The organism is Roseateles cavernae (assembly GCF_040187885.1).
In the GTDB taxonomy this organism is placed as follows: Bacteria; Pseudomonadota; Gammaproteobacteria; order Burkholderiales; family Burkholderiaceae_C; genus Roseateles_E; species Roseateles_E cavernae.
On record NZ_JBDPLH010000006.1, the window covers coordinates 62,049 to 82,037 of the forward strand.

Here is a 19,989-nt window from a genome sequence, read left to right on the forward strand (position 1 = left end):
CCCTTGCTCACAGGCCCGCCAGGGCTCTGAATTGAGGGCCTATATAGGGCCACAGCTGCCAGCTCATCAGGCCGATCACGCCCAGAATCATCACCAGGGCATACCAGTACAGATGGCCGGTCTGAACACGGCGCACCAGGCCGGCGATACCGCCGATGCCACGGGCCGAGCCATTGATCAAGAGGCCGTCGATGAGGCCTTGATCGCCGCCCTTCCAGGCGGCCAGACCGAGACCGCGCGCGGCGCGGGCCAGCACGTTCTCGTTGAACCAGTCCATGAAGTACTTGTTCTCGAGCACGATGACCAGCGGACGCAGGATCTTGCCCAGCGCCACCGGGACCGCCGGCCAGACCATATAGAACAGATAGGCGGTCACGACACCGGCCACAGCCAGCCAGAACGGCAGGGTCATGAAGCCGTGCGTGGCCATCGCCACCGCGCCATGGAAGTGCTCGGCCAGCGAGGCCATGGCCGGATGCGCCGCCGTGTTGATGATGATGGCGTCCTTGAAGAAGTCGCCGAACAGCATCGGCTGGATCGCCAGGAAACCGATCACCACCGAGGGGATGGCCAGCAGCACCAGCGGCGCGGTCACCACCCAGGGCGACTCGTGCGGGGTGTGCGGCTCGTGATGACCGTGGTCATCATGATGGTCGTGCTCGCCAGGGAAGGGCTTGTGGTGGAAGTTTTCCTTGCCGTGGAAGACCAGGAAATACATGCGGAAGCTGTAGAAGGCCGTCACGAAGACGCCGGCCACCACCGCGAAATAGGCAAAGCTCGCACCCGGCAGCGTGCTGGCCTGGACCGCCAGGATGATGCTGTCCTTCGAGTAGAAACCGGCAAAGAAGGGCGTGCCGATCAGGGCCAGCGAGCCCAGCAAGGCGGTGATCCAGGTGATGGGCATGTACTTGCGCAGGCCGCCCATATTGCGGATGTCCTGGTCATGGTGCATGCCGATGATGACCGAGCCGGCGCCGAGGAACAGCAGGGCCTTGAAGAAGGCGTGCGTCATCAGGTGGAAGACCGCGACCGAGTAGGCCGAGGCACCCAGCGCCACCGTCATATAGCCGAGCTGCGACAGCGTCGAGTAGGCGACGACACGCTTGATGTCGTTCTGGATGATACCCAGAAAGCCCATGAACAGCGCGGTGATCGCGCCGATCACCAGCACGAAGTTCAGTGCGGTGTCGCTCAGCTCGAACAGCGGCGACATGCGGGCCACCATGAAGATGCCGGCCGTCACCATGGTGGCGGCGTGGATCAGCGCGGAGATCGGGGTCGGGCCTTCCATCGAGTCGGGCAGCCAGACATGCAGCGGGAACTGCGCGCTCTTGCCCATCGCGCCGATGAACAGGCAGATGCAGGCGACGCTGAGCATCATCCAGTCCGAGCCCCACAGCGGGGCGTTGAACTTGATCTGCGCCAGCTCATTGGCCTTGGCAAAGGTCTCGCCGTAGTTCAGCGAGCCGCCGTAGGCCACCAGCAGGCCGATGCCCAGGATGAAGCCGAAGTCACCGACCCGGTTGACCAGGAAGGCCTTCATGTTCGCGAAGATCGCGGTCGGCTTGGTGTACCAGAAGCCGATCAGCAGATACGACACCAGGCCCACCGCCTCCCAGCCGAAGAACAGCTGCAGCATGTTGTTGCTCATCACGAGCATCAGCATCGAGAAGGTGAACAGCGAGATGTAGCTGAAAAAGCGCTGGTAGCCCGGATCCTCTTCCATATAGCCGATGGTGTAGATGTGCACCATCAGCGACACAAAGGTCACAACGCACATCATCATCGCGGTCAGGCCGTCGACCAGGAAGCCGACCTCCATCTTCAGGCCGCCGATGACCATCCATTCGTAGATGGTCTGGTTGAAGCGGGCACCGTCGATGGCGACCGACTTCAGCACCATCGCCGAGATGATGAAGGAGATCAGCACGCCCAGGATGGTGATGCTGTGAGCGCCACGACGGCCGATCTGCTTGCCGAAGAAGCCGGCCGCGATCGCGCCGACCAGGGGTGCCAGCGGCACCGCCAGCAGCATGTTTTGTGAAAGTGTTGCGGACATAGTCATCAGCCCTTCAAGGCGTCCAGTTCTTCCACATTGATGCTGGCGCGGTTGCGGAACAGCACGACCAGGATCGCCAGGCCGATGGCCGACTCGGCGGCCGCCACGGTCAGGATGAAGAACACAAAGACCTGGCCGGCCATATCACCCAGATAGTGGGAGAAGGCGACGAAGTTCAGGTTGACCGCCAAGAGCATCAGCTCGATCGCCATCAGCAGCACGATCAGGTTCTTGCGGTTCAGGAAGATGCCGATCACCGACAGCGCGAACAGGATCGCGCCCAGGGTCAGGAAATGGCCAAGCGTGAGCGCCAGCATCATGCGCCTCCTTGCGTGTTGTCGGCGGCCGGGGTGGCGGCTTGCTCCACCGTCGGTGCCATCTTGACGATGCGCAGGCGCTGCGCCTTGGTGACCTTGACCTGCTCCGAGGCGTCCTGGCTGCGCGAGTCCTTGCGGCGACGCAGGGTCAGCGCGATCGCCGCGATGATGGCCACCAGCAGCAGCACGGCCGCGATCTGCAGCGGATACAGGTACTGCGTGTAGATCGCAATGCCCAGCAGCTTGGTATTGCCGAGCTTGACCGCGGCCTCGCTCAGCGGTGCGGCCTCGGTCAGGCGGAAACCGCCCATCAGCACGGCCGCCATCTCCAGCGCGATCAGCGCGCCGACCAGGCCGGCCAGCGGCAGATGCTTCCAGAAGCCCTCGCGAATCGCGCTAGCCCCTTCATCGGAGTTGATGTCCAGCATCATCACGACGAAGAGGAACAGCACCATCACGGCGCCGATATAGACCAGCACCAGGGTGATGGCCAGGAACTCGGCCTTCAGCAGCATCCAGATGCAGGAGGCATTGAAGAAGGCCAGGATCAGGAACAGGGCCGAGTGCACGGTGGATCGCGCCGTGATGACGCGAAACGCCGCGCCCAGAAGGACGGCCGAGAAGACATAGAACAGCGCGGTGATGGTATCCATGGGGTTCCAGCAGGCACAGCTTCAGACCGACACCCGCTTGAGCAGCGGGTGCAAGGCCTCAGCGGTACTTGGCGTCGGCCTCCTTTTGGGCTGCGATTTCTTTTTCGTAGCGGTCGCCGACGGCCAGGAGCATGTCCTTGGTGAAGTACAGATCGCCACGCTTTTCGCCGTGGTATTCGAAGATCGAGGTCTCGACGATGGAGTCCACCGGGCAGCTTTCCTCGCAGAAGCCGCAGAAGATGCACTTGGTCAGATCGATGTCGTAGCGCGTGGTGCGGCGCGAGCCGTCCTCACGCACATCGCTCTCGATCGTGATGGCCATCGCCGGGCAGACGGCCTCGCAGAGCTTGCAGGCGATGCAGCGCTCTTCGCCGTTCTCATAACGGCGCAGCGCATGCAGGCCGCGGAAGCGCGGCGACAGCGGTGTCTTCTCTTCCGGGAACTGCACCGTGATATTGCGCGACAGGAAATGCCGGCCGGTCAGGGCCATGCCCTTGAACAGCTCGGTGAGCATGAAGCTCTTGACGAAATGGCTGAAGGAGCTCATTGCTGCAGACTCACTTCCAGATATTGAACGGAGACTGGATCCACAGGCCAACGACGACCAGCCAGATCAGAGTCACGGGAATGAAGATCTTCCAGCCCAGACGCATGATCTGGTCGTAGCGGAAGCGCGGGAAAGTGGCACGGACCCACAGGAACATGGTCACGACAACAAAGGTCTTGCCGAACAGCCAGGCCCAGTTCCAGAGCGCCATCGTGTTCTGGATGAAGCTCGGCGTTTCCATGCCCAGGAGGCTGAAGGAAATCGGTGCCGACCAGCCGCCCAGGAACAGGATCACGGCCAGGGCCGAGACCAGGATCATATTGGCGTACTCGGCCAGGAAGAACATCGCGAAGGACATGCCCGAGTACTCGATCATGTGGCCGGCGACGATCTCCGATTCACCCTCGACCACGTCAAAGGGGTGACGGTTGGTCTCGGCCAGGCCGGAGATGAAGTAGACGACGAAGATAGGCAGCAGCGGCAGCCAGTTCCAGGACAGGAAGGTCAGGCCCATGTCGGCGAACATGCCCTTGGTCTGCAGCACAACGATGTCCGTCATGTACATGCTGCCCGACACCATCAGCACGACCACCAGGCAGAAGCCCATCGCGATCTCGTAGGACACCATCTGGGCCGAGGCGCGCAGCGCGCCCAGGAAGGCGTACTTCGAGTTCGAGGCCCAGCCGGCGATGATCACGCCGTAGACCTCCAGCGAGGTGATGGCCATCAGGAACAGCAGGCCGGCGTTGACATTGGCCACGGCCGCGTCGGGGCCGAAGGGGATGACCGCCCAGGCCGCCAGCGCCGGCATGATGGTCATGATGGGACCGAGGAAGAACAGGCCCTTGTTGGCCGCCGTCGGGACGATGATCTCCTTGAAGATCAGCTTCACCGCATCGGCGATCGGGGTCAGCAGGCCGTAGGGGCCGACGCGGTTCGGGCCCGGGCGGATCTGCGACCAGCCGATGGCCTTGCGCTCCCAGAGCGTCAGATAGGCCACGCAAATCATCAGCGGTGCGACCACCGCGATGATCTTGATCAGGCTCCAGAGCACCGGCCAGATCAGCGGAGAGATGCCGCCCAGCAGCGCAGCGCCACCTTGGTAGAGGGATTCAATCATTATTGTCCTCGTCGCCTCAGGCCTTGCTGACCGTCAGGGTGCCGAACATCGCACCCAGGGCCGCTGTTTCCACCAGACCGGCCGGCACCCGCAGCGTGTTGGCCGCCAGGCCGGCTTCCAGTCGGGCCGGCAGTTCGGCCGCGCCGGCGCCCTCCTGCGTGATGCGCACACGCGCACCCTCCGCCAGGCCCAGTTGTTCCCAGAGCTGCTTGGGCAGACCGGCCACCGCGGCGCCGCGCGCATCGGCCGTCAGCTGCAGCGAGGTCGAGTGGCGCACCAGCGCGTCGGCCGCATAGATGGGCACCGGCGCCAGGCGCTCGATGCCGGCGGGCGCAGCGGCCGTCTGCACGCTGGCCGTCGAGGCATTGCTCAGGCGCGCGCCCAGATCGGCACCAGCCCCCAGCACCTCGTTGCGCACCTGCTCCGAGCTCTCGTAGCCGAAGCCCTCGAGCGCCAGCAGATTGCCCAGCACGCGCAGGATCTTCCAGCCCGGACGGGTCTCGGCCAGCGGCGGCACGACGCCGACAAAGCTCTGCGCCCTGCCCTCGGCGTTGACGAAAGTGCCCGAGGTCTCGGTAAAGGGCGCGGTCGGCAGCAGCACATCGGCATACTCCAGACCACTCTTGAACGGGCTCATCACGACGACCATCTCGGCCGCAGCCAGGGCCTTGGCGGCGGCGGCGGCGTTGGCGCTGTCCAGCACCGGATCGGTGTTCAGCACCAGCACGGCCTTCAGTGCCTCGCCGCCCAGCATCTGGCCGGCATTCAGGCCGCCTTGCTGCGGCAGCGCGCGGGCCAGCTGGGCGCCGACCGTGTTGGCGGCTTCGCTCAGATAGCCGACGCTGGCGCCGGTCTGTGCGGCGATCCAATTGGCCAGCACCAGCAGGCTGGAAGCCTGCGGATGCTGGGCGGCCGCATTGCCCAGCAGCACGGCCTTGCGGGCGCCGGACAGCAGCGCGGCCGCAACGGCCTTGGCCGCTTCGGTCGCTTCGCCGGTGGCCGGAGCGGCAGCGCCGGTGCTGGCGGAGATCGCAGCGGCGATGTCGGCCAGCGACTGCAGCCAGGCGCTCGGTGCCACCGTGATGCGGGCCGCGACGGGCATCAGCCAGTCCTCTTCGCTGGCGTTCAGGCTCAGCACCTGGGCGCCGCGGCGGGTCGCCTGGCGCAGGCGCTGGGCAAACAGCGGATGGTCCTTGCGCAGCGAGGAACCGATCACCAGCGCACGGTCCAGCTCGGACAGCGCGGCAATCGGGCTGCCCAGCCAGCGCGCCTGGCCCGACTCGGCCACATTGGCGAAGTCGGCATGGCGCAGGCGGTGGTCGACGTTGTCGCTGCCCAGGCCGCGCACCAGCGCGGCCAGCAGGTGCAGCTCTTCGATCGTGCTGTGGGCCGAGCCCAGTGCACCGATGGCAGCGGCGCCGTGTTCGGCGCGCACCAGCTTCAGGCCGTTGGCCACGTACTCGAGCGCCGTGCTCCAGTCGACCGTCTTCCAGGCGCCGCCCTGCTTGATCATCGGCGCGCTCAGGCGCTGGTCGCTGTTCAGCGACTCATAGGAGAAGCGGTCGCGGTCGGCGATCCAGCATTCGTTGACGGCCTCGTTTTCCAGCGGCACGACGCGCATCACCTGCTTGCCCTTGACCTGGACGATCAGGTTGGCACCGGTGCTGTCATGCGGAGACACGCTCTTGCGGCGCGACAGCTCCCAGGTGCGGGCGCTGTAGCGGAAGGGCTTGCTGGTCAGCGCGCCGACCGGGCAGATATCGATCATATTGCCCGACAGCTCGGAGTCCACCGAGCGGCCGACAAAGGTCTGGATCTCGGCATGCTCGCCGCGATGCGCCATGCCCAGTTCCATCACGCCGGCGATTTCCTGGCCGAAGCGCACGCAGCGGGTGCAATGGATGCAACGGCTCATCTCTTCCATCGAGATCAGCGGGCCGACATTCTTGTGGAAGACCACGCGCTTCTCTTCCGAGTAGCGCGATTTGCTGCCGCCATAGCCGACCGCCAGATCCTGCAGCTGGCACTCGCCGCCTTGATCGCAGATTGGGCAGTCCAGCGGGTGGTTGATCAGCAGGAACTCCATCACGCCCTGCTGGGCCTTGACCGCCTTCTCGCTCTTGGTGCGGACGATCATGCCCTGGGTCACCGGCGTCGCGCAGGCGGGCATGGGCTTGGGCGCCTTCTCGACGTCGACCAGGCACATGCGGCAGTTGGCGGCGATCGAGAGCTTCTTGTGATAGCAGAAATGCGGGATGTAGGTGCCGGCCTTCTCGGCGGCATGCATCACCATGCTGCCCTCCAAGACCTCCACCTTCTGGCCGTCGAGTTCGATTTCAATCATGTCGTGTCCTGTCCTGCCTCAGACCGAGGCCGGCACCAGAGCCGTTTTGTGTTCGATCAGATGAACGAACTCGTTTTTGAAATTCTTGATCATCGCGCGCACCGGCATCGCGGCGGCATCGCCCAGCGCGCAGATGGTGCGGCCCTGGATGTTGTCGGCCACCGAGTTCAGCAAGTCGATGTCTTCCGCCCTGCCCTGGCCGTTGGCGATGCGCTCGACCACGCGGTGCATCCAGCCCGTGCCTTCGCGGCAGGGCGTGCACTGGCCGCAGCTCTCATGCGCATAGAAGTAGGACAGGCGCAGCAGGCTCTTGACCATGCAGCGCGAATCGTCCATCACGATGACCGCACCCGAGCCCAGCATCGAGCCGGCCTTGGCGATGGAGTCATAGTCCATCGTGCAGTTCATCATCACCTCGGCGGTCAGCACCGGCGACGAGGAGCCGCCAGGAATCACCGCCTTCAGCTGGCGACCCTTGCGCACGCCACCGGCCAGTTCCAGCAACTTGGCAAACGGCGTGCCCAGCGGGATCTCGTAGTTGCCGGGGCGCTCGACATCGCCCGAGACCGAGAAGATCTTGGTGCCGCCGTTGTTCGGCTTGCCGATCTCCAGATAGGGCTGGCCGCCGTTGCGGATGATCCAGGGCACCGCGGCGAAGGTCTCGGTGTTGTTGATCGTCGTGGGCTTGCCGTACAGGCCGAAGCTGGCCGGGAACGGCGGCTTGAAGCGCGGCTGGCCCTTCTTGCCTTCGAGCGACTCCAGCAGCGCCGTTTCCTCGCCGCAGATGTAGGCGCCGAAGCCATGGAAGGCATGCAGCTGGAAGCTGAAATCCGAACCCAGGATGTGCTCACCGAGGAAGCCGGCGGCGCGGGCTTCTTCCAGCGCCGCTTCAAAGCGCTCGTAGACCTCGAAGATCTCGCCGTGGATGTAGTTGTAGCCCACCTTGATGCCCATCGCGAAGGCGGCAATGGCCATGCCCTCGATGACGATGTGCGGGTTGTACATCAGGATGTCGCGGTCCTTGCAGGTGCCCGGCTCGCCCTCGTCCGAGTTGCAGACCAGGTACTTGGCACCGGGGAACTGGCGCGGCATGAAGCTCCACTTCAGGCCGGTCGGGAAGCCCGCGCCGCCGCGGCCGCGCAGGCCCGAGGCCTTGACCTCGGCGATCACCTGATCGGAGCTCATCGGCGCGCCGTCGGCCGTGCCCTCGCCCTTCAGGATCTTGCGCAGCGCCTGATAGCCGCCGCGCGCGACATAGTCCTTCAGACCCCAGTTGCTGCCGTCCAAATCGGCATAGATCTGGGCGCCGATATGGCGGTCGTGGAAACAGGTCTCGTCGCCCTTGGCTTGAAACTTGGAGAGATCCAGCATGCTTTCCCTCAGTTCTTCGCAGCGTTGGCCTTGAGCACGTCGACGAGTTCGTCGAGGCGCTGGTGGCTCATGAAGCTGCACATCTGGCGGTCATTGACCAGCATCACCGGTGCGTCGGCACAGGCGCCCAGGCATTCGCTCTTCTGCACGGTGAACAAGCCATCGGCCGTCGTGCCACCCTCGTCCACGCCGAGCTTCTTGCACAGATGCTCGAGCGCCTGCTGGCCGTCGCGCAGCTGGCAGGGCAGATTGGTGCAGACGTTCAGCTTGAACTGGCCCAGCGGACGCTGGTTGTACATGTTGTAGAAGGTCGTGACCTCGTACACGGCGATGGCGGGCATGCCCAGGTAAGCGGCAATGGCGTCCTCGCTGGCGCGCGACACATGGCCCTGCTCCTGCTGGACGATAGCCAGGCAGGCCATCACGGCCGACTGCTTCTGATCGCTCGGGTACTTCGCCACTTCGCGCGCGAAACGCGCGGCCGTGGCCTCGCTCAGGATGTATTCAGTGCTCATCGCTTCACTCACCGATCAATCTCGCCGAACACGATGTCCATCGTGCCGATGATGGCCACGGCATCGGCCAGCATATGGCCGCGCGCCATCTCATCCAGCGCCGCCAGATGCGAGAAGCCCGGTGCACGGATCTTCAGGCGGTAAGGCTTGTTGGCGCCATCGCTGACGATATAGATGCCGAACTCGCCCTTCGGGTGCTCGACCGCCGCATAGGCTTCGCCCTCGGGCACCTTGAAGCCCTCGGTAAAGAGCTTGAAGTGGTGGATCAGCTCCTCCATATTCGACTTCATGCCCACACGGGCCGGCGGCGCCACCTTGTGGTTGTCGGTGATGACCGGGCCGGGGTTCTTGCGCAGCCACTCGACGCACTGCTGGATGATGCGGTTGGACTGGCGCATCTCCTCGACGCGTACCACATAGCGGTCGTAGGTGTCGCCGTTGGTGCCGACCGGCACATCGAAATCGACGTGGGCATAGGCATCGTAGGGCTGGGTCTTGCGCAGGTCCCAGGGGATGCCGCAGCCGCGCAGCATCGGGCCGGTCAGGCCCAGGTTCAGCGCGCGCTCGGGCGTCAGCACACCGATGCCGACAGTGCGCTGCTTCCAGATGCGGTTGTCGGTCAGCAGGGTTTCGTAGTCGTCGACGTTCTTCGGGAAGCGCTTGCAGAAGTCCTCGATGAAGTCCAGCAAGGAGCCCGAGCGATTCTCATTGAGCATCGCAATGGTCTTGGCGTTCTTGATCTTGCTGACCTGGTATTGTGGCATCACGTCCGGCAGATCGCGGTAGACGCCGCCCGGACGGAAGTAGGCCGCATGCATGCGCGCGCCCGACACCGCCTCGTACATATCGAACAGGTCTTCGCGCTCGCGGAAGGCGTAGATCAGCACATTCATCGCGCCGCAGTCCAGCCCGTGCGCGCCCAGCCACATCAGGTGGTTCAGCAGCCGGGTGATCTCGGCAAACATCACGCGGATGTACTGCGCACGGATCGGCACCGCGATGCCCAGCATCTTCTCGATCGCCAGGCAGTAGGCCTGCTCATTGGCCATCATCGACACATAGTCGAGACGGTCCATATAGGGCAGCGACTGGATATAGGTCTTGCTCTCGGCCAGCTTCTCGGTGGCGCGGTGCAGCAGGCCGATATGCGGATCGGCGCGCTGGATCACTTCGCCGTCGAGCTCCAGCACCAGGCGCAACACGCCGTGGGCGGCCGGATGCTGAGGACCGAAATTGAGGGTGTAGTTCTTGATCTCGGCCATGGTTCAGAGTCCGCCGTAGTTTTCTTCGCGGATGATGCGCGGCGTGATCTCACGCGGCTCTATCGTCACCGGCTGGTAGATCACGCGCTTTTGCTCGGCGTCGTAGCGCATTTCGACATGGCCCGAGGTCGGGAAGTCCTTGCGCATCGGGTGGCCGATGAAACCGTAGTCGGTCAGGATGCGGCGCAGGTCTTCATGACCTTCGAAGATGATGCCGTAGAGATCGAACGCTTCGCGCTCAAACCAGTTGGCCGCGTTCCAGACAGGCGTCAGCGCCGCCACGAGGGGCAGGTCATCGTCCGGGCAGAACACCTTCAGCCGCACACGCCAGTTCTTGCTGACCGACAGCAGATGGGTCGCGACGGCAAAGCGCGGGCCTTCGTAGCCACCGTTGCCATAGTCGCTGTAGTCCAGGCCGCAAAGATCGATCAGCTGCTCGAACTTCAGCTCGGCGTGATCACGCAAGGTGGTCGCCACCGCCAGATAGTCGGCCGCCGCCACCTGGATGGTGATCTCGCCGAACTCGCGCTTGAGGCTCTGGATCTGGCCGCCCAGCGCTGCTTCCAGCGCGGCTTGCAGGGTGTCAAGTTTGCTCATGAATGCCTAACCTTCAGCGCGCGATGGTGTTTTCGCGGCGGATCTTGGCCTGCAGCTGCAAGATGCCGTACAGCAGGGCCTCGGCCGTCGGCGGACAGCCCGGCACATAGACATCGACCGGCACGATGCGGTCGCAGCCGCGCACCACCGAGTAGCTGTAGTGATAGTAGCCGCCGCCATTGGCGCAGGAGCCCATCGACAGCACCCAGCGCGGCTCGGCCATCTGGTCGTAGACCTTGCGCAGCGCCGGCGCCATCTTGTTGCACAGGGTGCCGGCCACGATCATCAGATCGGACTGCCGCGGGCTGGGCCGGAACAGCATGCCGAAGCGATCGATGTCATAACGGGCCGCGCCCGCATGCATCATCTCGACCGCACAGCAGGCCAGACCAAAGGTCATCGGCCACAACGACCCGGTCTTGGACCAGTTGATCAACTTGTCGACCGAGGTGGTGACAAAGCCCTCTTTCAAAACGCCTTCGATGCCCATGGGGTGTGCCTTCGGGTCAAGCCTTGTTTATTCCCAGTCCAGGGCGCCTTTTTTCCACTCGTAGGCAAAACCCACGACCAGAATGCCGAGGAAAATCATCATGGCCCAGAAACCCGCCGCACCAATCTCGCGCAAGGACACAGCCCAGGGAAACAGGAAGGCGATTTCCAGGTCAAACAAAATGAACAGAATGGCCACGAGGTAATAGCGCACATCGAATTTCATGCGCGCGTCTTCAAAAGCCTCGAAGCCGCATTCGTAAGGGGAGTTCTTGGCCTGATCCGGCCGGTTCGGTCCGAGCAGAAAGCCCAGCACCTGGGGCGCCACGCCGACGCCTGCGCCGACCAGGATGAAGAGGATGACGGGTAGGTACTGATCCAAGTTCATGGTTGACGCTCTAGTGATCCACCGCAGCACCTCCAGGCACCGCAGCCGAATTTCGAAAAAAAGCAACGGGCGCGCCGCCAGCGAAATCATTCGCTTACGGACCGCGCCCGCCTTGTCCCCTACAGCAAGCCTCCTCGGAGATACCCGCTGCGACAGGGCGCTTCGATCAGCAGATTCAGGGCTCCAGCCCGAAGAATGCTAACCGATTGATCTGGTGCCGTCGGCGAGACTCGAACTCGCACAGCTTTCGCCACTACCCCCTCAAGATAGCGTGTCTACCAATTTCACCACGACGGCTGTCAATTACTTTCGCTACTGCCTGGTGGCTTGAGGTTTGCTCCCAGACAGCCTCGAATTCTATACCGAAAATCCCTAGCTTCTGAAGAGCTGATGAAGGATTTTGCCAAGCTCATGCAGGTCTTGTGCGCCCTGCATGACGAGGCTCAAGGTGCTCAGTTCGAGGCAGCGGAGGCGGCCGGCAGCGCCGCAGGCACGGCGCCCGGAATCGCCGCAGCGCCCGAAGCCGGCGCGCTCGCCGGCGCCGCGCGGTCCAGCACGCTCTCACCACCAGCGGCCGCGCCGGCGCGCTGGTTGCCCATATAGGCCAGCGCCAGCGTGCAGGCAAAAAACACCGTGGCGCAGATCGCCGTGCTGCGCGACAGGAAGTTGGCGCTGCCGGTCGCCCCGAACAGACTGCCCGAGGCACCACTGCCGAAGGAGGCGCCCATATCGGCGCCCTTGCCATGCTGCACCAGCACCAGACCGATCATCGTCAACGCACTCAGCAGCTGAACGATCAGCACCAGATTCATGAAAACTTGCATCTCAATTCACTCCAAAGATTCTTCTTGATGCCGCGCACCGGCGCGGCATGTCTGTTTATTCGTCAATGCGCCGCGCGGCAGATGGCGGCAAAATCCGCTGCCTTCAAGGCCGCGCCGCCGATCAGGCCGCCATCGATATCGGGCTGGGCAAACAGCTGCGCGGCATTGTCGGCCTTGACGCTGCCGCCATAGAGAATGCGCATCGAATCGGACTTCTGCGTGGCCGCATGCAGCTGCGTGCGCAGCACCGCATGCACCGCCTGCGCCTGTTCGGGCGAGGCCGTCAGCCCGGTACCGATGGCCCAGACCGGCTCATAGGCCAGCACGATCTCGCCGATGCAATGCGTCAGCGTGTGGATCACCGCCGCCAGCTGGCGCTTGACGACCAGCTCGGTCTGACCCGCCTCGCGTTCGGCCAGCGTTTCGCCGACGCAGACGATGGGCGTCACGCCATGCGCCAACGCTGCCTTGGCCTTGTCGGCCACCAGTTGATCGCTCTCCTGGTGGTAGGCACGGCGCTCGGAATGACCGACGATCACATAGCGGCAGCCGATATCGGCCAGCATCGCCGACGAGACTTCGCCGGTGTAAGCGCCCTGCTCGTGTGCCGAGCAATCCTGGGCACCGAAAGCGATGGCCGCGCCGGTCAGCGCCAGCGCGGTTTCGCTGATGTAGGGAAACGGCACGCAGACCGCCACATCGGCACTCCACGGCCCCGCTTCTTTCAGACCGGCCAGCAAAAGCGCATTGGCAGCGCGGCTGCCATGCATCTTCCAGTTGCCCACGACCAGTTTCTTGCGCATCGAATACTCCAGACTTACCAGCTCAGCACGATCTTGCCGACATGCTCGCCCGACTCCATCAAGCCGTGGGCGGCCGCGGCCTGATCGGCAGCAAAAGTGCGATAGATGACGGGAACAACTGCTCGCGACACCAGCAGCGGCCAGACGCGCTCACGCAGCGCGCTGGCGATGCCGGCCTTGAACGCCAGCGAGCGCGGCCGCAGGGTCGAGCCGCTGATCGTCAGCCGACGACGCAGCACGGCACCGGCATCGAACCTGGCGTCCACCCCACCCTGCACCGCGATGATGACCATGCGGCCATCGTCGGCCAGGCATTGCACACCGCGCTCCACATAAGCCCCGGCCACCATGTCCAGGATCACATCGACGCCACGCCCTTCGGTCGCCGCCTTGACCTCGGCGACGAAGTCCTGGGTCTTGTAGTTGATCACGACATCCGCACCCAGCTTCAGGCAGGCTTCGGCCTTGTCGGCAGTGCCGACCGTGACCAGCACCCGCGAGCCCAGCGCCTTGGCGATCTGGATCGCCGTGACGCCGATGCCGCTGCTGCCGCCATGCACCAACAGGCTTTCGCCCGGCTGCAGGCGCGCCCGCTCGAACACATTCGACCAGACGGTAAAAAAGGTCTCCGGCAGGCTGGCGGCCTCGGCCATGCTCCAGCCCGCCGGCACCGGCAGACATTGCGCGATCGGCGCCACGCACAGCTGCGCATAGCCACCGCCAGCCACCAAGGCGCAGACGGCATCGCCCAGCTTGAGGCCGGCGGCAGCCAGCTCGGCCGCATCGCCAGCCACAATCCGGCCGGCCACCTCCAGGCCCGGCAGATCGCTGGCACCCGCCGGCGGCGGATACGCCCCCTTGCGCTGCAGCACATCGGGGCGGTTGATGCCATAGGCCTCGACCGCGATCAAGAGCTCCCCAAGCCCGGCAACGGGATCGGGCCGCTCGATGAGCTGCAACACTTCGGGGCCGCCGGGGCGGCTGATGGCAATGGCCTTCATGCGTCCTTGCTTACTCTTGCGGCGCAGCGTCTTCCTGAGGAGCCGCCACCGGCGCCGCATCGCGGTCCAGCAGCGCCTTCATCGACAGCTTGATGCGACCCTTCTCATCGGTCTCCAGCACCTTGACCTTGACGATCTGGCCTTCCTTCAGGAAGTCGGTGACCTTCTCGACACGCTGATGGGCGATCTGGCTGATGTGCAGCAGACCATCCTTGCCGGGCAGCAGGTTCACCAGGGCACCGAAGTCCAGAATCTTGGTGATCGGGCCTTCGTAGATCTTGCCGATCTCGACTTCGGCGGTGATCTCCTGGATGCGACGCTTGGCGTGCTCGGCCTTGTCGGCATCGGTCGATGCGATCGTGATCGTGCCGTCTTCACCGATGTCGATGGTCGTGCCGGTTTCCTCGGTCAGCGCGCGGATGGTGGCGCCGCCCTTGCCGATCACGTCACGGATCTTTTCCGGATTGATCTTGATGGTGTACAGACGCGGCGCGAACTGCGACACCTCGGTATTGGCCACGCCCATCGCCTCGACCATCTTGCCCAGGATGTGCAGACGCGCTTCCTTGGCCTGAGCCAGTGCGACCTGCATGATTTCCTTGGTGATGCCCTGGATCTTGATGTCCATCTGCAGCGCGGTGATGCCGCCGGTGGTGCCGGCCACCTTGAAGTCCATATCGCCCAGATGATCTTCATCGCCCAGGATGTCGGTCAGCACGGCGAAGCGGTTGCCGTCCTTGATCAGGCCCATCGCGATGCCGGCCACATGGGCCTTCATCGGCACGCCGGCATCCATCAGCGCCAGGCAGCCGCCGCAGACCGAAGCCATCGACGAAGAGCCGTTGGACTCGGTGATCTCCGACACCAGACGCATCGTGTAGGGGAAGTCTTCCTTGCTCGGCAGTGCGGCAATCAGCGCGCGCTTGGCCAGGCGGCCGTGACCGATTTCGCGACGCTTGGGCGTGCCGAAACGGCCTGCCTCGCCGGTGGCGAAGGGAGGCATGTTGTAGTGCAGCATGAAGCGGTCTTCGAACTCGCCGGCCAGCGCGTCGATGCGCTGCGCGTCACGGTCGGTGCCCAGCGTGGCGACCACCAGGGCCTGGGTCTCGCCGCGGGTGAACAGCGAGGAGCCGTGGGTACGCGGCAGCAGGCTGTTGCGGATTTCGATGGCGCGCACGGTGCGGGTGTCACGGCCGTCGATGCGCGGCTCGCCGGCCAGGATCTGGCCACGCACGATCTTGGCTTCGATCTCGAACAGCAGGGCTTCGATGGCGACGCTGTCGAAGGCCACGCCTTCGGCCTTCAGGGCGGCCATCACATCGGCGTAGGCCGCGCGGCAGGCCTGGGTGCGGGCCTGCTTGTTGCGGATCTGGTAGGCGGCTTCGAGCTTGGCCTTGGCCAGGCCGTCGATCTTGGCGATCAGGGCCTCGTCCTTGGCAGGCGGCTGCCAGTCCCAGGCCGGCTTGCCGGCGTCACGCACCAGCTCATTGATCGCGGCGATCGCGACATTACCCTGCTCGTGGCCGAACACCACGGCGCCCAGCATCACTTCTTCGCTCAGGCCGGCGGCTTCGGACTCGACCATCAGCACGGCGGACTGCGTGCCGGCGACCACCAGGTCCAGCTGGCTGTCCTTCAGCGCGGTCTGACCCGGGTTCAACACGTACTCGCCATTGACATAGCCGACACGGGCCGCACCGATGGGGCCGTTGAACGGGATGCCGCTGACGGCCAGCGCGGCGCTGGTGGCGATCATCGCGGCGATGTCGGCCTGCACCTCGGGGTTCAGGCTGACGACATGGACGATGACCTGGACTTCGTTGTAGAAGCCTTCAGGGAACAGCGGGCGGATCGGACGGTCGATCAGGCGGCAGGTCAGCGTCTCCAGCTCGCTGGGGCGACCTTCGCGCTTGAAGAAGCTGCCGGGGATCTTGCCGGCGGCATAGGACTTCTCGGTGTAGTCGACGGTCAGCGGGAAGAAGTCCTGGCCGGCCTTGGCCTCGGTCTTGGCCACCACGGTGGCCAGCACCACGGTGTCATCGATATTCACCAGCACGGCGCCGGTGGCCTGGCGAGCGATCTCGCCGGTTTCCATCGTGACGGTGTGGGCACCCCACTGAAAGGTCTTCGTGACTTTATTGAACATGCTCATGCTCATCTCCTCTTGATGTCATGCCGCTTGCGGTGCGGCTCAGGACCGGGAGTGAGACTGGGTTTGGCGGGATGCCATTCCAGAGAATCTGCTTCACATCGAACGATGCAGAGGCCTTGGAATGACACAGCAGCGCCACGTCAGCTCAACTCCAACTGAAAGCGTAAAAGACAAAGAGCCTGTGCTGGACGTTGACCCAGACAGGCTCCTTGATCTCACACGCGAATTACTTGCGCAGGCCCAGCTTCTGGATCAGCGCGACGTAACGGGCGGCGTCCTTGCTCTTCAGATAGGCCAGCAGGCTCTTGCGCGTGTTGACCATCTTCAGCAGACCACGACGACCATGGTGGTCCTTCATGTTTGCCTTGAAGTGGGGGGTCAACGAGTTGATGCGCGCGGTCAGCAGAGCCACCTGGACTTCCGGCGAGCCGGTGTCGTTGGCGCTGCGGGCGTTCGACTGAACGATTTCTGCTTTATTGATGGTCATATGCGTTTCCAGCATTCGGATTCCGCTGGAACGACAACAAGGCCAATGCCCTGCCACGCACACAGACGGTTTCCATGGTTTTACTTGCGGTCACGGGTGAAACCGACCCGAGCCGTGCCTTGATTTCACTCACCCGGGCTCCCCTACGGGCTAGCTCGGCGAGCAAAACCTGCGGATTATAGACCAAGTCGGCAGCATGCTTCAGTGAGCCGGTCTGGGCATCTGGCATCGGTGCGGCTGCTCGGCCCGGGCCTCGTCCACAAAGCGCACAGTACGGAAGCCATAGCCTGAGCCCTCGTTGTCGTGGCGCGCGCCGGGCGAGCCGGCGCGCTTCATCACGCTGACGTAGAGCGGCTGGATGAACTGGTGGTCGGCCGCGCGCATCCGGCCCTGCCCGACGCCGCCCAGCGTCTTGCCGTCGTACGTCAGGCCCTCCATCGCCCGGGCCACGGCCGTCACATCCAGCGACTTCGCCCGCTCGATGCCGGCCACCAGCACCTCGACCATGGCCTGCATGCGCGCGTGAACATAATCATCCTCGGGCTTGGGAAAGCGCGCGCGGAATGCGGCGTAAAAGCGATCCGAGCTGGGCGTGCCGACATTCGGATGCCATTCAGCCACGGCCACCACCCTGTCGATGCCCGCATCACCCAAGGCGGCCGGCACACCGAGCGCATTGCCATAGAAGGTGTAGAAGCGCGCGTTCAGACCCACATCCTTGGCCGCCTTGATCAGCAGCGTCAGATCATTGCCCCAGTTGCCGGTCAGCACCGCCTGCGCACCACTGGCCTTGATCTTGGTGACATAGGGCATGAAGTCCTTGACCCGGCCGACCGGGTGCAACTCGTCGCCGACGATCTCGATATCGGGCCGCTTGGCCGCCAGCATCTCGCGGCCCTGCTTCAGCACATGCTGGCCGAAGCTGTAGTCCTGGCCGATCAGGTAAAGCTTCTTGATCGAGGCCTCCTCGCGCAACTCGTCCGTCAGCGCGGCCAGGCGCATATCGGCATGGGCATCGAAGCGGAAATGCCAGAAGCTGCATTTCTCGTTGGTCAGCGCCGGATCGACCGCCGAGTAATTCAGGAACAGCGCACGCCGCTGGGGTTCGCGCTCGTTGTGCTTGTTCAAGGCATCGATCAAGGCGGCGGCCGTGGCCGAGCTATTGCCCTGCAGCACGAACGAGGCCTTCTGATCGACGGCCGAGCGCAGCATGGACAGCGCTTCCTCGGTCGCCCCCTTGCTGTCCAGCCGCAGCAACTGCAAGGGCCGCGCACCGCCCGGCAGCTTGACACCGCCTCTTGCGTTGACACGCTCGGTGGCCCAGACCAGGTTGCGGTGGACCGCCTCGCCGGCATTGCCGAAGGGACCGGACAGGCCCTCGACCAAGGCCAGCTTGATCGGCTCGGCCGCGCCGGCAAGCAGCGGCGCGGCCAGCAAAAGGGCGGCCAGATGGTGACGAGAAGGGAAGTTCCAAGCCATGAGGAAGTGAATTTTTGAGGGCTATTGAATTGAGAAAAGCCGCGCCAAGCTTGGTTGGCATGGGGGCTGCGCCCTGAAAGATCCAGCAGCGATTTCTAGCCAACTCATTGTAGGAGCTGCCATGTTTGTGATTCCCGTCTCCCGTCATTCCGCCGATCTGTCGCGCCACATCGAGCGCCTGTTCAACACCGACGCCGTCGCCTTGCGCAGCCCGGCGCTGGACGTCAGCGAGACCGATACCGCCTACACCTTGCAGCTCGATCTGCCGGGCGTGGCCAAGGAGGCCGTCAAGATCAAGATCGAAGGTCGCCGCGTCAGCATCGATGCCGAGCAGACCCGCGCCGCCGAAAAGGCCGAGGGCGAGCGGGTGCTGTACCGCGAGCGTTCGGTGACGCGCTTCTCGCGCACGCTGGCTCTGCCGCAGGAACTCAACAAGAACGACTCGAGCGCCAAGCTGGACAACGGCGTGCTGACCCTGACCCTGGTCAAGCGCCAGCCGGACAATGCCGGCGAACTCAGCGTCAGCTGAGCCGAGTCAGGGCGAGCCGAGCGCCCAGCGCGGGCGCACCTCGAAACCGCCGCCCTGCGGCTGCAGCGTCGCCATGCCGCGCTGCAGCCGCATCGCGGCGGCCATCGCAATCATCGCGCCGTTGTCGGTGCACAGGCTCAGCTCCGGGTAGTGCACGCGCACGCCGCGCTTGGCGCAGGCGGTGTTCAGCTGCTGGCGCAGCAGGCTGTTGGCACCGACACCGCCGGCCACCACCAGGCGCTTGAGCCCGGTGTTCTTCAACGCCAGCAGCGACTTCTTCACCAGCACCTCGACGATGGCAGCCTGGGTCGAGGCTGCCAGATCGGCGCGCTGCTGATCGCTGGGCGCCTCACCGAGCTTCTTCACCTGCGTCAGCACCGCCGTCTTCAAGCCCGCAAAGCTGAAGTCGGGCTTGCCGCTGTGCAGCAGCGGGCGCGGCAGCGCAAACGCCGCAGGGTCGCCCTGCTCGGCCAGCCGGGCCAGGTGCGGGCCGCCGGGATAAGGCAGGCCCAGCAGCTTGGCGCTCTTGTCGAAGGCCTCGCCGGCCGCGTCATCGATGGTCTCGCCAAGGATCTCGTACTGGCCGACATCATCGACCCGCATCAGCTGCGTATGGCCACCGGACACCAGCAGTGCGACGAAGGGGAACTCGGGCGCATCGACCGACAGAAAGGGCGACAGCAAATGGCCTTCCAGATGGTGCACCCCCAGGGTCGGCTTGCCCAGCGCCGCCGCCAGCGACACCGCGACACCGGCGCCCACCAGCAGGGCCCCGGCAAGACCCGGCCCCTGGGTATAGGCGATCACATCGATATCGGCCAGCTCGACGCCGGCCGCAGCCAGCACCTCGCGCGTCAGCGGCAGCACACGGCGGATATGGTCGCGCGAGGCCAATTCGGGCACGACACCGCCATAGGCCTGATGCATGCTGATCTGGCTGTGCAGGGCCTGGGCCAGCAAGCTGGGCACGCCCTGGGCACCCGGCTCGGGCACGTCGACCAAGGCCACGCCGGTCTCGTCGCAGGACGACTCGAAGCCCAGGACCTTCATGT

At 64.4% G+C, this 19,989-nt stretch carries 20 protein-coding genes and 1 tRNA gene; 1 reads left to right on the forward strand and 20 read right to left on the reverse strand.

What is annotated here, in order from left to right; genetic code table 11:
* Nucleotides 1–7 precede the first annotated feature (7 nt).
* The 19 genes from nuoL to ABGI63_RS16880 all read right to left on the reverse strand — a co-directional run bounded on the left by nuoL (nucleotide 8) and on the right by ABGI63_RS16880 (nucleotide 18,408).
* The gene (gene nuoL / locus ABGI63_RS16790) at nucleotides 8–2,059 is read right to left on the reverse strand and encodes an NADH-quinone oxidoreductase subunit L (RefSeq protein WP_349743501.1); all 2,052 of its coding nucleotides are present in this window, start codon (nucleotides 2,057–2,059) and stop codon (nucleotides 8–10) included.
* Nucleotides 2,060–2,064: 5 nt separating this feature from the next.
* The gene (gene nuoK / locus ABGI63_RS16795) at nucleotides 2,065–2,373 is read right to left on the reverse strand and encodes an NADH-quinone oxidoreductase subunit NuoK (RefSeq protein ID WP_137943576.1); all 309 of its coding nucleotides are present in this window, start codon (nucleotides 2,371–2,373) and stop codon (nucleotides 2,065–2,067) included.
* Nucleotides 2,374–2,375: 2 nt separating this feature from the next.
* Nucleotides 2,376–3,029 (reverse strand): NADH-quinone oxidoreductase subunit J, encoded by a 654-nt coding sequence (locus ABGI63_RS16800; RefSeq protein WP_262972804.1) that lies wholly within the window; start codon nucleotides 3,027–3,029, stop codon nucleotides 2,376–2,378.
* Between the two features lie 58 nt (nucleotides 3,030–3,087).
* Nucleotides 3,088–3,576 (reverse strand): NADH-quinone oxidoreductase subunit NuoI, encoded by a 489-nt coding sequence (nuoI, locus tag ABGI63_RS16805; protein ID WP_137943525.1) that lies wholly within the window; start codon nucleotides 3,574–3,576, stop codon nucleotides 3,088–3,090.
* Nucleotides 3,577–3,586: 10 nt separating this feature from the next.
* Nucleotides 3,587–4,696 carry an NADH-quinone oxidoreductase subunit NuoH gene (gene nuoH / locus ABGI63_RS16810; RefSeq protein WP_349743502.1) on the reverse strand — a complete coding sequence of 370 codons (1,110 nt, stop codon included), beginning with the start codon at nucleotides 4,694–4,696 and terminating at the stop codon, nucleotides 3,587–3,589.
* Nucleotides 4,697–4,712: 16 nt separating this feature from the next.
* Nucleotides 4,713–7,040 carry an NADH-quinone oxidoreductase subunit NuoG gene (nuoG, locus tag ABGI63_RS16815; protein WP_349743503.1) on the reverse strand — a complete coding sequence of 776 codons (2,328 nt, stop codon included), beginning with the start codon at nucleotides 7,038–7,040 and terminating at the stop codon, nucleotides 4,713–4,715.
* An 18-nt stretch (nucleotides 7,041–7,058) separates the two neighbouring features.
* Complete coding sequence (nuoF, locus tag ABGI63_RS16820) at nucleotides 7,059–8,411, reverse strand: NADH-quinone oxidoreductase subunit NuoF (protein WP_349743504.1); 1,353 nt, start codon at nucleotides 8,409–8,411, stop codon at nucleotides 7,059–7,061.
* A gap of 8 nt (nucleotides 8,412–8,419) precedes the next feature.
* Nucleotides 8,420–8,926, reverse strand: coding sequence for an NADH-quinone oxidoreductase subunit NuoE family protein (locus tag ABGI63_RS16825; protein WP_171018300.1), 507 nt, complete (start codon nucleotides 8,924–8,926; stop codon nucleotides 8,420–8,422).
* 8 nt (nucleotides 8,927–8,934) lie between these two features.
* Entirely contained in the window at nucleotides 8,935–10,188 is a 1,254-nt protein-coding gene (locus tag ABGI63_RS16830; RefSeq protein WP_349743505.1) for an NADH-quinone oxidoreductase subunit D, read from the reverse strand.
* Between the two features lie 3 nt (nucleotides 10,189–10,191).
* Nucleotides 10,192–10,785 carry an NADH-quinone oxidoreductase subunit C gene (locus ABGI63_RS16835; RefSeq protein ID WP_349743507.1) on the reverse strand — a complete coding sequence of 198 codons (594 nt, stop codon included), beginning with the start codon at nucleotides 10,783–10,785 and terminating at the stop codon, nucleotides 10,192–10,194.
* A gap of 13 nt (nucleotides 10,786–10,798) precedes the next feature.
* Complete coding sequence (locus ABGI63_RS16840) at nucleotides 10,799–11,275, reverse strand: NuoB/complex I 20 kDa subunit family protein (RefSeq protein WP_046113908.1); 477 nt, start codon at nucleotides 11,273–11,275, stop codon at nucleotides 10,799–10,801.
* Nucleotides 11,276–11,302: 27 nt separating this feature from the next.
* Entirely contained in the window at nucleotides 11,303–11,662 is a 360-nt protein-coding gene (locus ABGI63_RS16845) for an NADH-quinone oxidoreductase subunit A (protein ID WP_137943531.1), read from the reverse strand.
* A 212-nt stretch (nucleotides 11,663–11,874) separates the two neighbouring features.
* A tRNA-Leu gene (locus ABGI63_RS16850) sits at nucleotides 11,875–11,959 on the reverse strand.
* A gap of 155 nt (nucleotides 11,960–12,114) precedes the next feature.
* Nucleotides 12,115–12,486, reverse strand: coding sequence for a preprotein translocase subunit SecG (secG, locus tag ABGI63_RS16855; RefSeq protein WP_269841419.1), 372 nt, complete (start codon nucleotides 12,484–12,486; stop codon nucleotides 12,115–12,117).
* A gap of 62 nt (nucleotides 12,487–12,548) precedes the next feature.
* Nucleotides 12,549–13,289 carry a triose-phosphate isomerase gene (tpiA, locus tag ABGI63_RS16860; protein WP_137943533.1) on the reverse strand — a complete coding sequence of 247 codons (741 nt, stop codon included), beginning with the start codon at nucleotides 13,287–13,289 and terminating at the stop codon, nucleotides 12,549–12,551.
* Nucleotides 13,290–13,303: 14 nt separating this feature from the next.
* Nucleotides 13,304–14,290: an NAD(P)H-quinone oxidoreductase gene (locus tag ABGI63_RS16865; RefSeq protein ID WP_349743508.1), complete on the reverse strand. Its 987-nt coding sequence runs from the start codon at nucleotides 14,288–14,290 to the stop codon at nucleotides 13,304–13,306.
* A 10-nt stretch (nucleotides 14,291–14,300) separates the two neighbouring features.
* Nucleotides 14,301–16,442 (reverse strand): polyribonucleotide nucleotidyltransferase, encoded by a 2,142-nt coding sequence (gene pnp / locus ABGI63_RS16870; protein WP_262972798.1) that lies wholly within the window; start codon nucleotides 16,440–16,442, stop codon nucleotides 14,301–14,303.
* A 226-nt stretch (nucleotides 16,443–16,668) separates the two neighbouring features.
* A complete protein-coding gene (gene rpsO / locus ABGI63_RS16875; RefSeq protein WP_416234705.1) occupies nucleotides 16,669–16,929 on the reverse strand; it encodes a 30S ribosomal protein S15 in 261 nt (86 codons plus the stop codon).
* Between the two features lie 201 nt (nucleotides 16,930–17,130).
* Complete coding sequence (locus ABGI63_RS16880) at nucleotides 17,131–18,408, reverse strand: branched-chain amino acid ABC transporter substrate-binding protein (protein WP_349743509.1); 1,278 nt, start codon at nucleotides 18,406–18,408, stop codon at nucleotides 17,131–17,133.
* A gap of 121 nt (nucleotides 18,409–18,529) precedes the next feature.
* On the opposite strand from ABGI63_RS16880, the gene ABGI63_RS16885 reads away from it, so the two are divergent.
* On the forward strand, nucleotides 18,530–18,937 hold the full coding sequence (locus tag ABGI63_RS16885) for an Hsp20/alpha crystallin family protein (protein ID WP_349743511.1): 408 nt from the start codon (nucleotides 18,530–18,532) through the stop codon (nucleotides 18,935–18,937).
* Nucleotides 18,938–18,943: 6 nt separating this feature from the next.
* On the opposite strand, the gene tsaD is transcribed toward ABGI63_RS16885, so the two are convergent.
* On the reverse strand, nucleotides 18,944–19,987 hold the full coding sequence (tsaD, locus tag ABGI63_RS16890; protein WP_349743513.1) for a tRNA (adenosine(37)-N6)-threonylcarbamoyltransferase complex transferase subunit TsaD: 1,044 nt from the start codon (nucleotides 19,985–19,987) through the stop codon (nucleotides 18,944–18,946).
* Nucleotides 19,988–19,989 lie beyond the last annotated feature (2 nt).

What these genes read in the sequence shown, in the direction of transcription:
- nuoF (WP_349743504.1), bottom strand. Translation starts at nt 8,411, where the DNA reads ATGCTGGATCTCTCCAAGTTTCAAGCCAAGGGCGACGAGACCTGTTTC.
- ABGI63_RS16840 (WP_046113908.1), bottom strand. Translation starts at nt 11,275, where the DNA reads ATGGGCATCGAAGGCGTTTTGAAAGAGGGCTTTGTCACCACCTCGGTC.
- ABGI63_RS16835 (WP_349743507.1), bottom strand. Translation starts at nt 10,785, where the DNA reads ATGAGCAAACTTGACACCCTGCAAGCCGCGCTGGAAGCAGCGCTGGGC.
- tpiA (WP_137943533.1), bottom strand. Translation starts at nt 13,289, where the DNA reads ATGCGCAAGAAACTGGTCGTGGGCAACTGGAAGATGCATGGCAGCCGC.
- ABGI63_RS16865 (WP_349743508.1), bottom strand. Translation starts at nt 14,290, where the DNA reads ATGAAGGCCATTGCCATCAGCCGCCCCGGCGGCCCCGAAGTGTTGCAG.
- nuoL (WP_349743501.1), bottom strand. Translation starts at nt 2,059, where the DNA reads ATGTCCGCAACACTTTCACAAAACATGCTGCTGGCGGTGCCGCTGGCA.
- ABGI63_RS16830 (WP_349743505.1), bottom strand. Translation starts at nt 10,188, where the DNA reads ATGGCCGAGATCAAGAACTACACCCTCAATTTCGGTCCTCAGCATCCG.
- nuoH (WP_349743502.1), bottom strand. Translation starts at nt 4,696, where the DNA reads ATGATTGAATCCCTCTACCAAGGTGGCGCTGCGCTGCTGGGCGGCATC.
- ABGI63_RS16845 (WP_137943531.1), bottom strand. Translation starts at nt 11,662, where the DNA reads ATGAACTTGGATCAGTACCTACCCGTCATCCTCTTCATCCTGGTCGGC.
- ABGI63_RS16800 (WP_262972804.1), bottom strand. Translation starts at nt 3,029, where the DNA reads ATGGATACCATCACCGCGCTGTTCTATGTCTTCTCGGCCGTCCTTCTG.
- ABGI63_RS16825 (WP_171018300.1), bottom strand. Translation starts at nt 8,926, where the DNA reads ATGAGCACTGAATACATCCTGAGCGAGGCCACGGCCGCGCGTTTCGCG.
- tsaD (WP_349743513.1), bottom strand. Translation starts at nt 19,987, where the DNA reads ATGAAGGTCCTGGGCTTCGAGTCGTCCTGCGACGAGACCGGCGTGGCC.
- nuoI (WP_137943525.1), bottom strand. Translation starts at nt 3,576, where the DNA reads ATGAGCTCCTTCAGCCATTTCGTCAAGAGCTTCATGCTCACCGAGCTG.
- nuoG (WP_349743503.1), bottom strand. Translation starts at nt 7,040, where the DNA reads ATGATTGAAATCGAACTCGACGGCCAGAAGGTGGAGGTCTTGGAGGGC.
- secG (WP_269841419.1), bottom strand. Translation starts at nt 12,486, where the DNA reads ATGCAAGTTTTCATGAATCTGGTGCTGATCGTTCAGCTGCTGAGTGCG.
- pnp (WP_262972798.1), bottom strand. Translation starts at nt 16,442, where the DNA reads ATGAGCATGTTCAATAAAGTCACGAAGACCTTTCAGTGGGGTGCCCAC.
- ABGI63_RS16880 (WP_349743509.1), bottom strand. Translation starts at nt 18,408, where the DNA reads ATGGCTTGGAACTTCCCTTCTCGTCACCATCTGGCCGCCCTTTTGCTG.
- rpsO (WP_416234705.1), bottom strand. Translation starts at nt 16,929, where the DNA reads ATGACCATCAATAAAGCAGAAATCGTTCAGTCGAACGCCCGCAGCGCC.
- ABGI63_RS16885 (WP_349743511.1), top strand. Translation starts at nt 18,530, where the DNA reads ATGTTTGTGATTCCCGTCTCCCGTCATTCCGCCGATCTGTCGCGCCAC.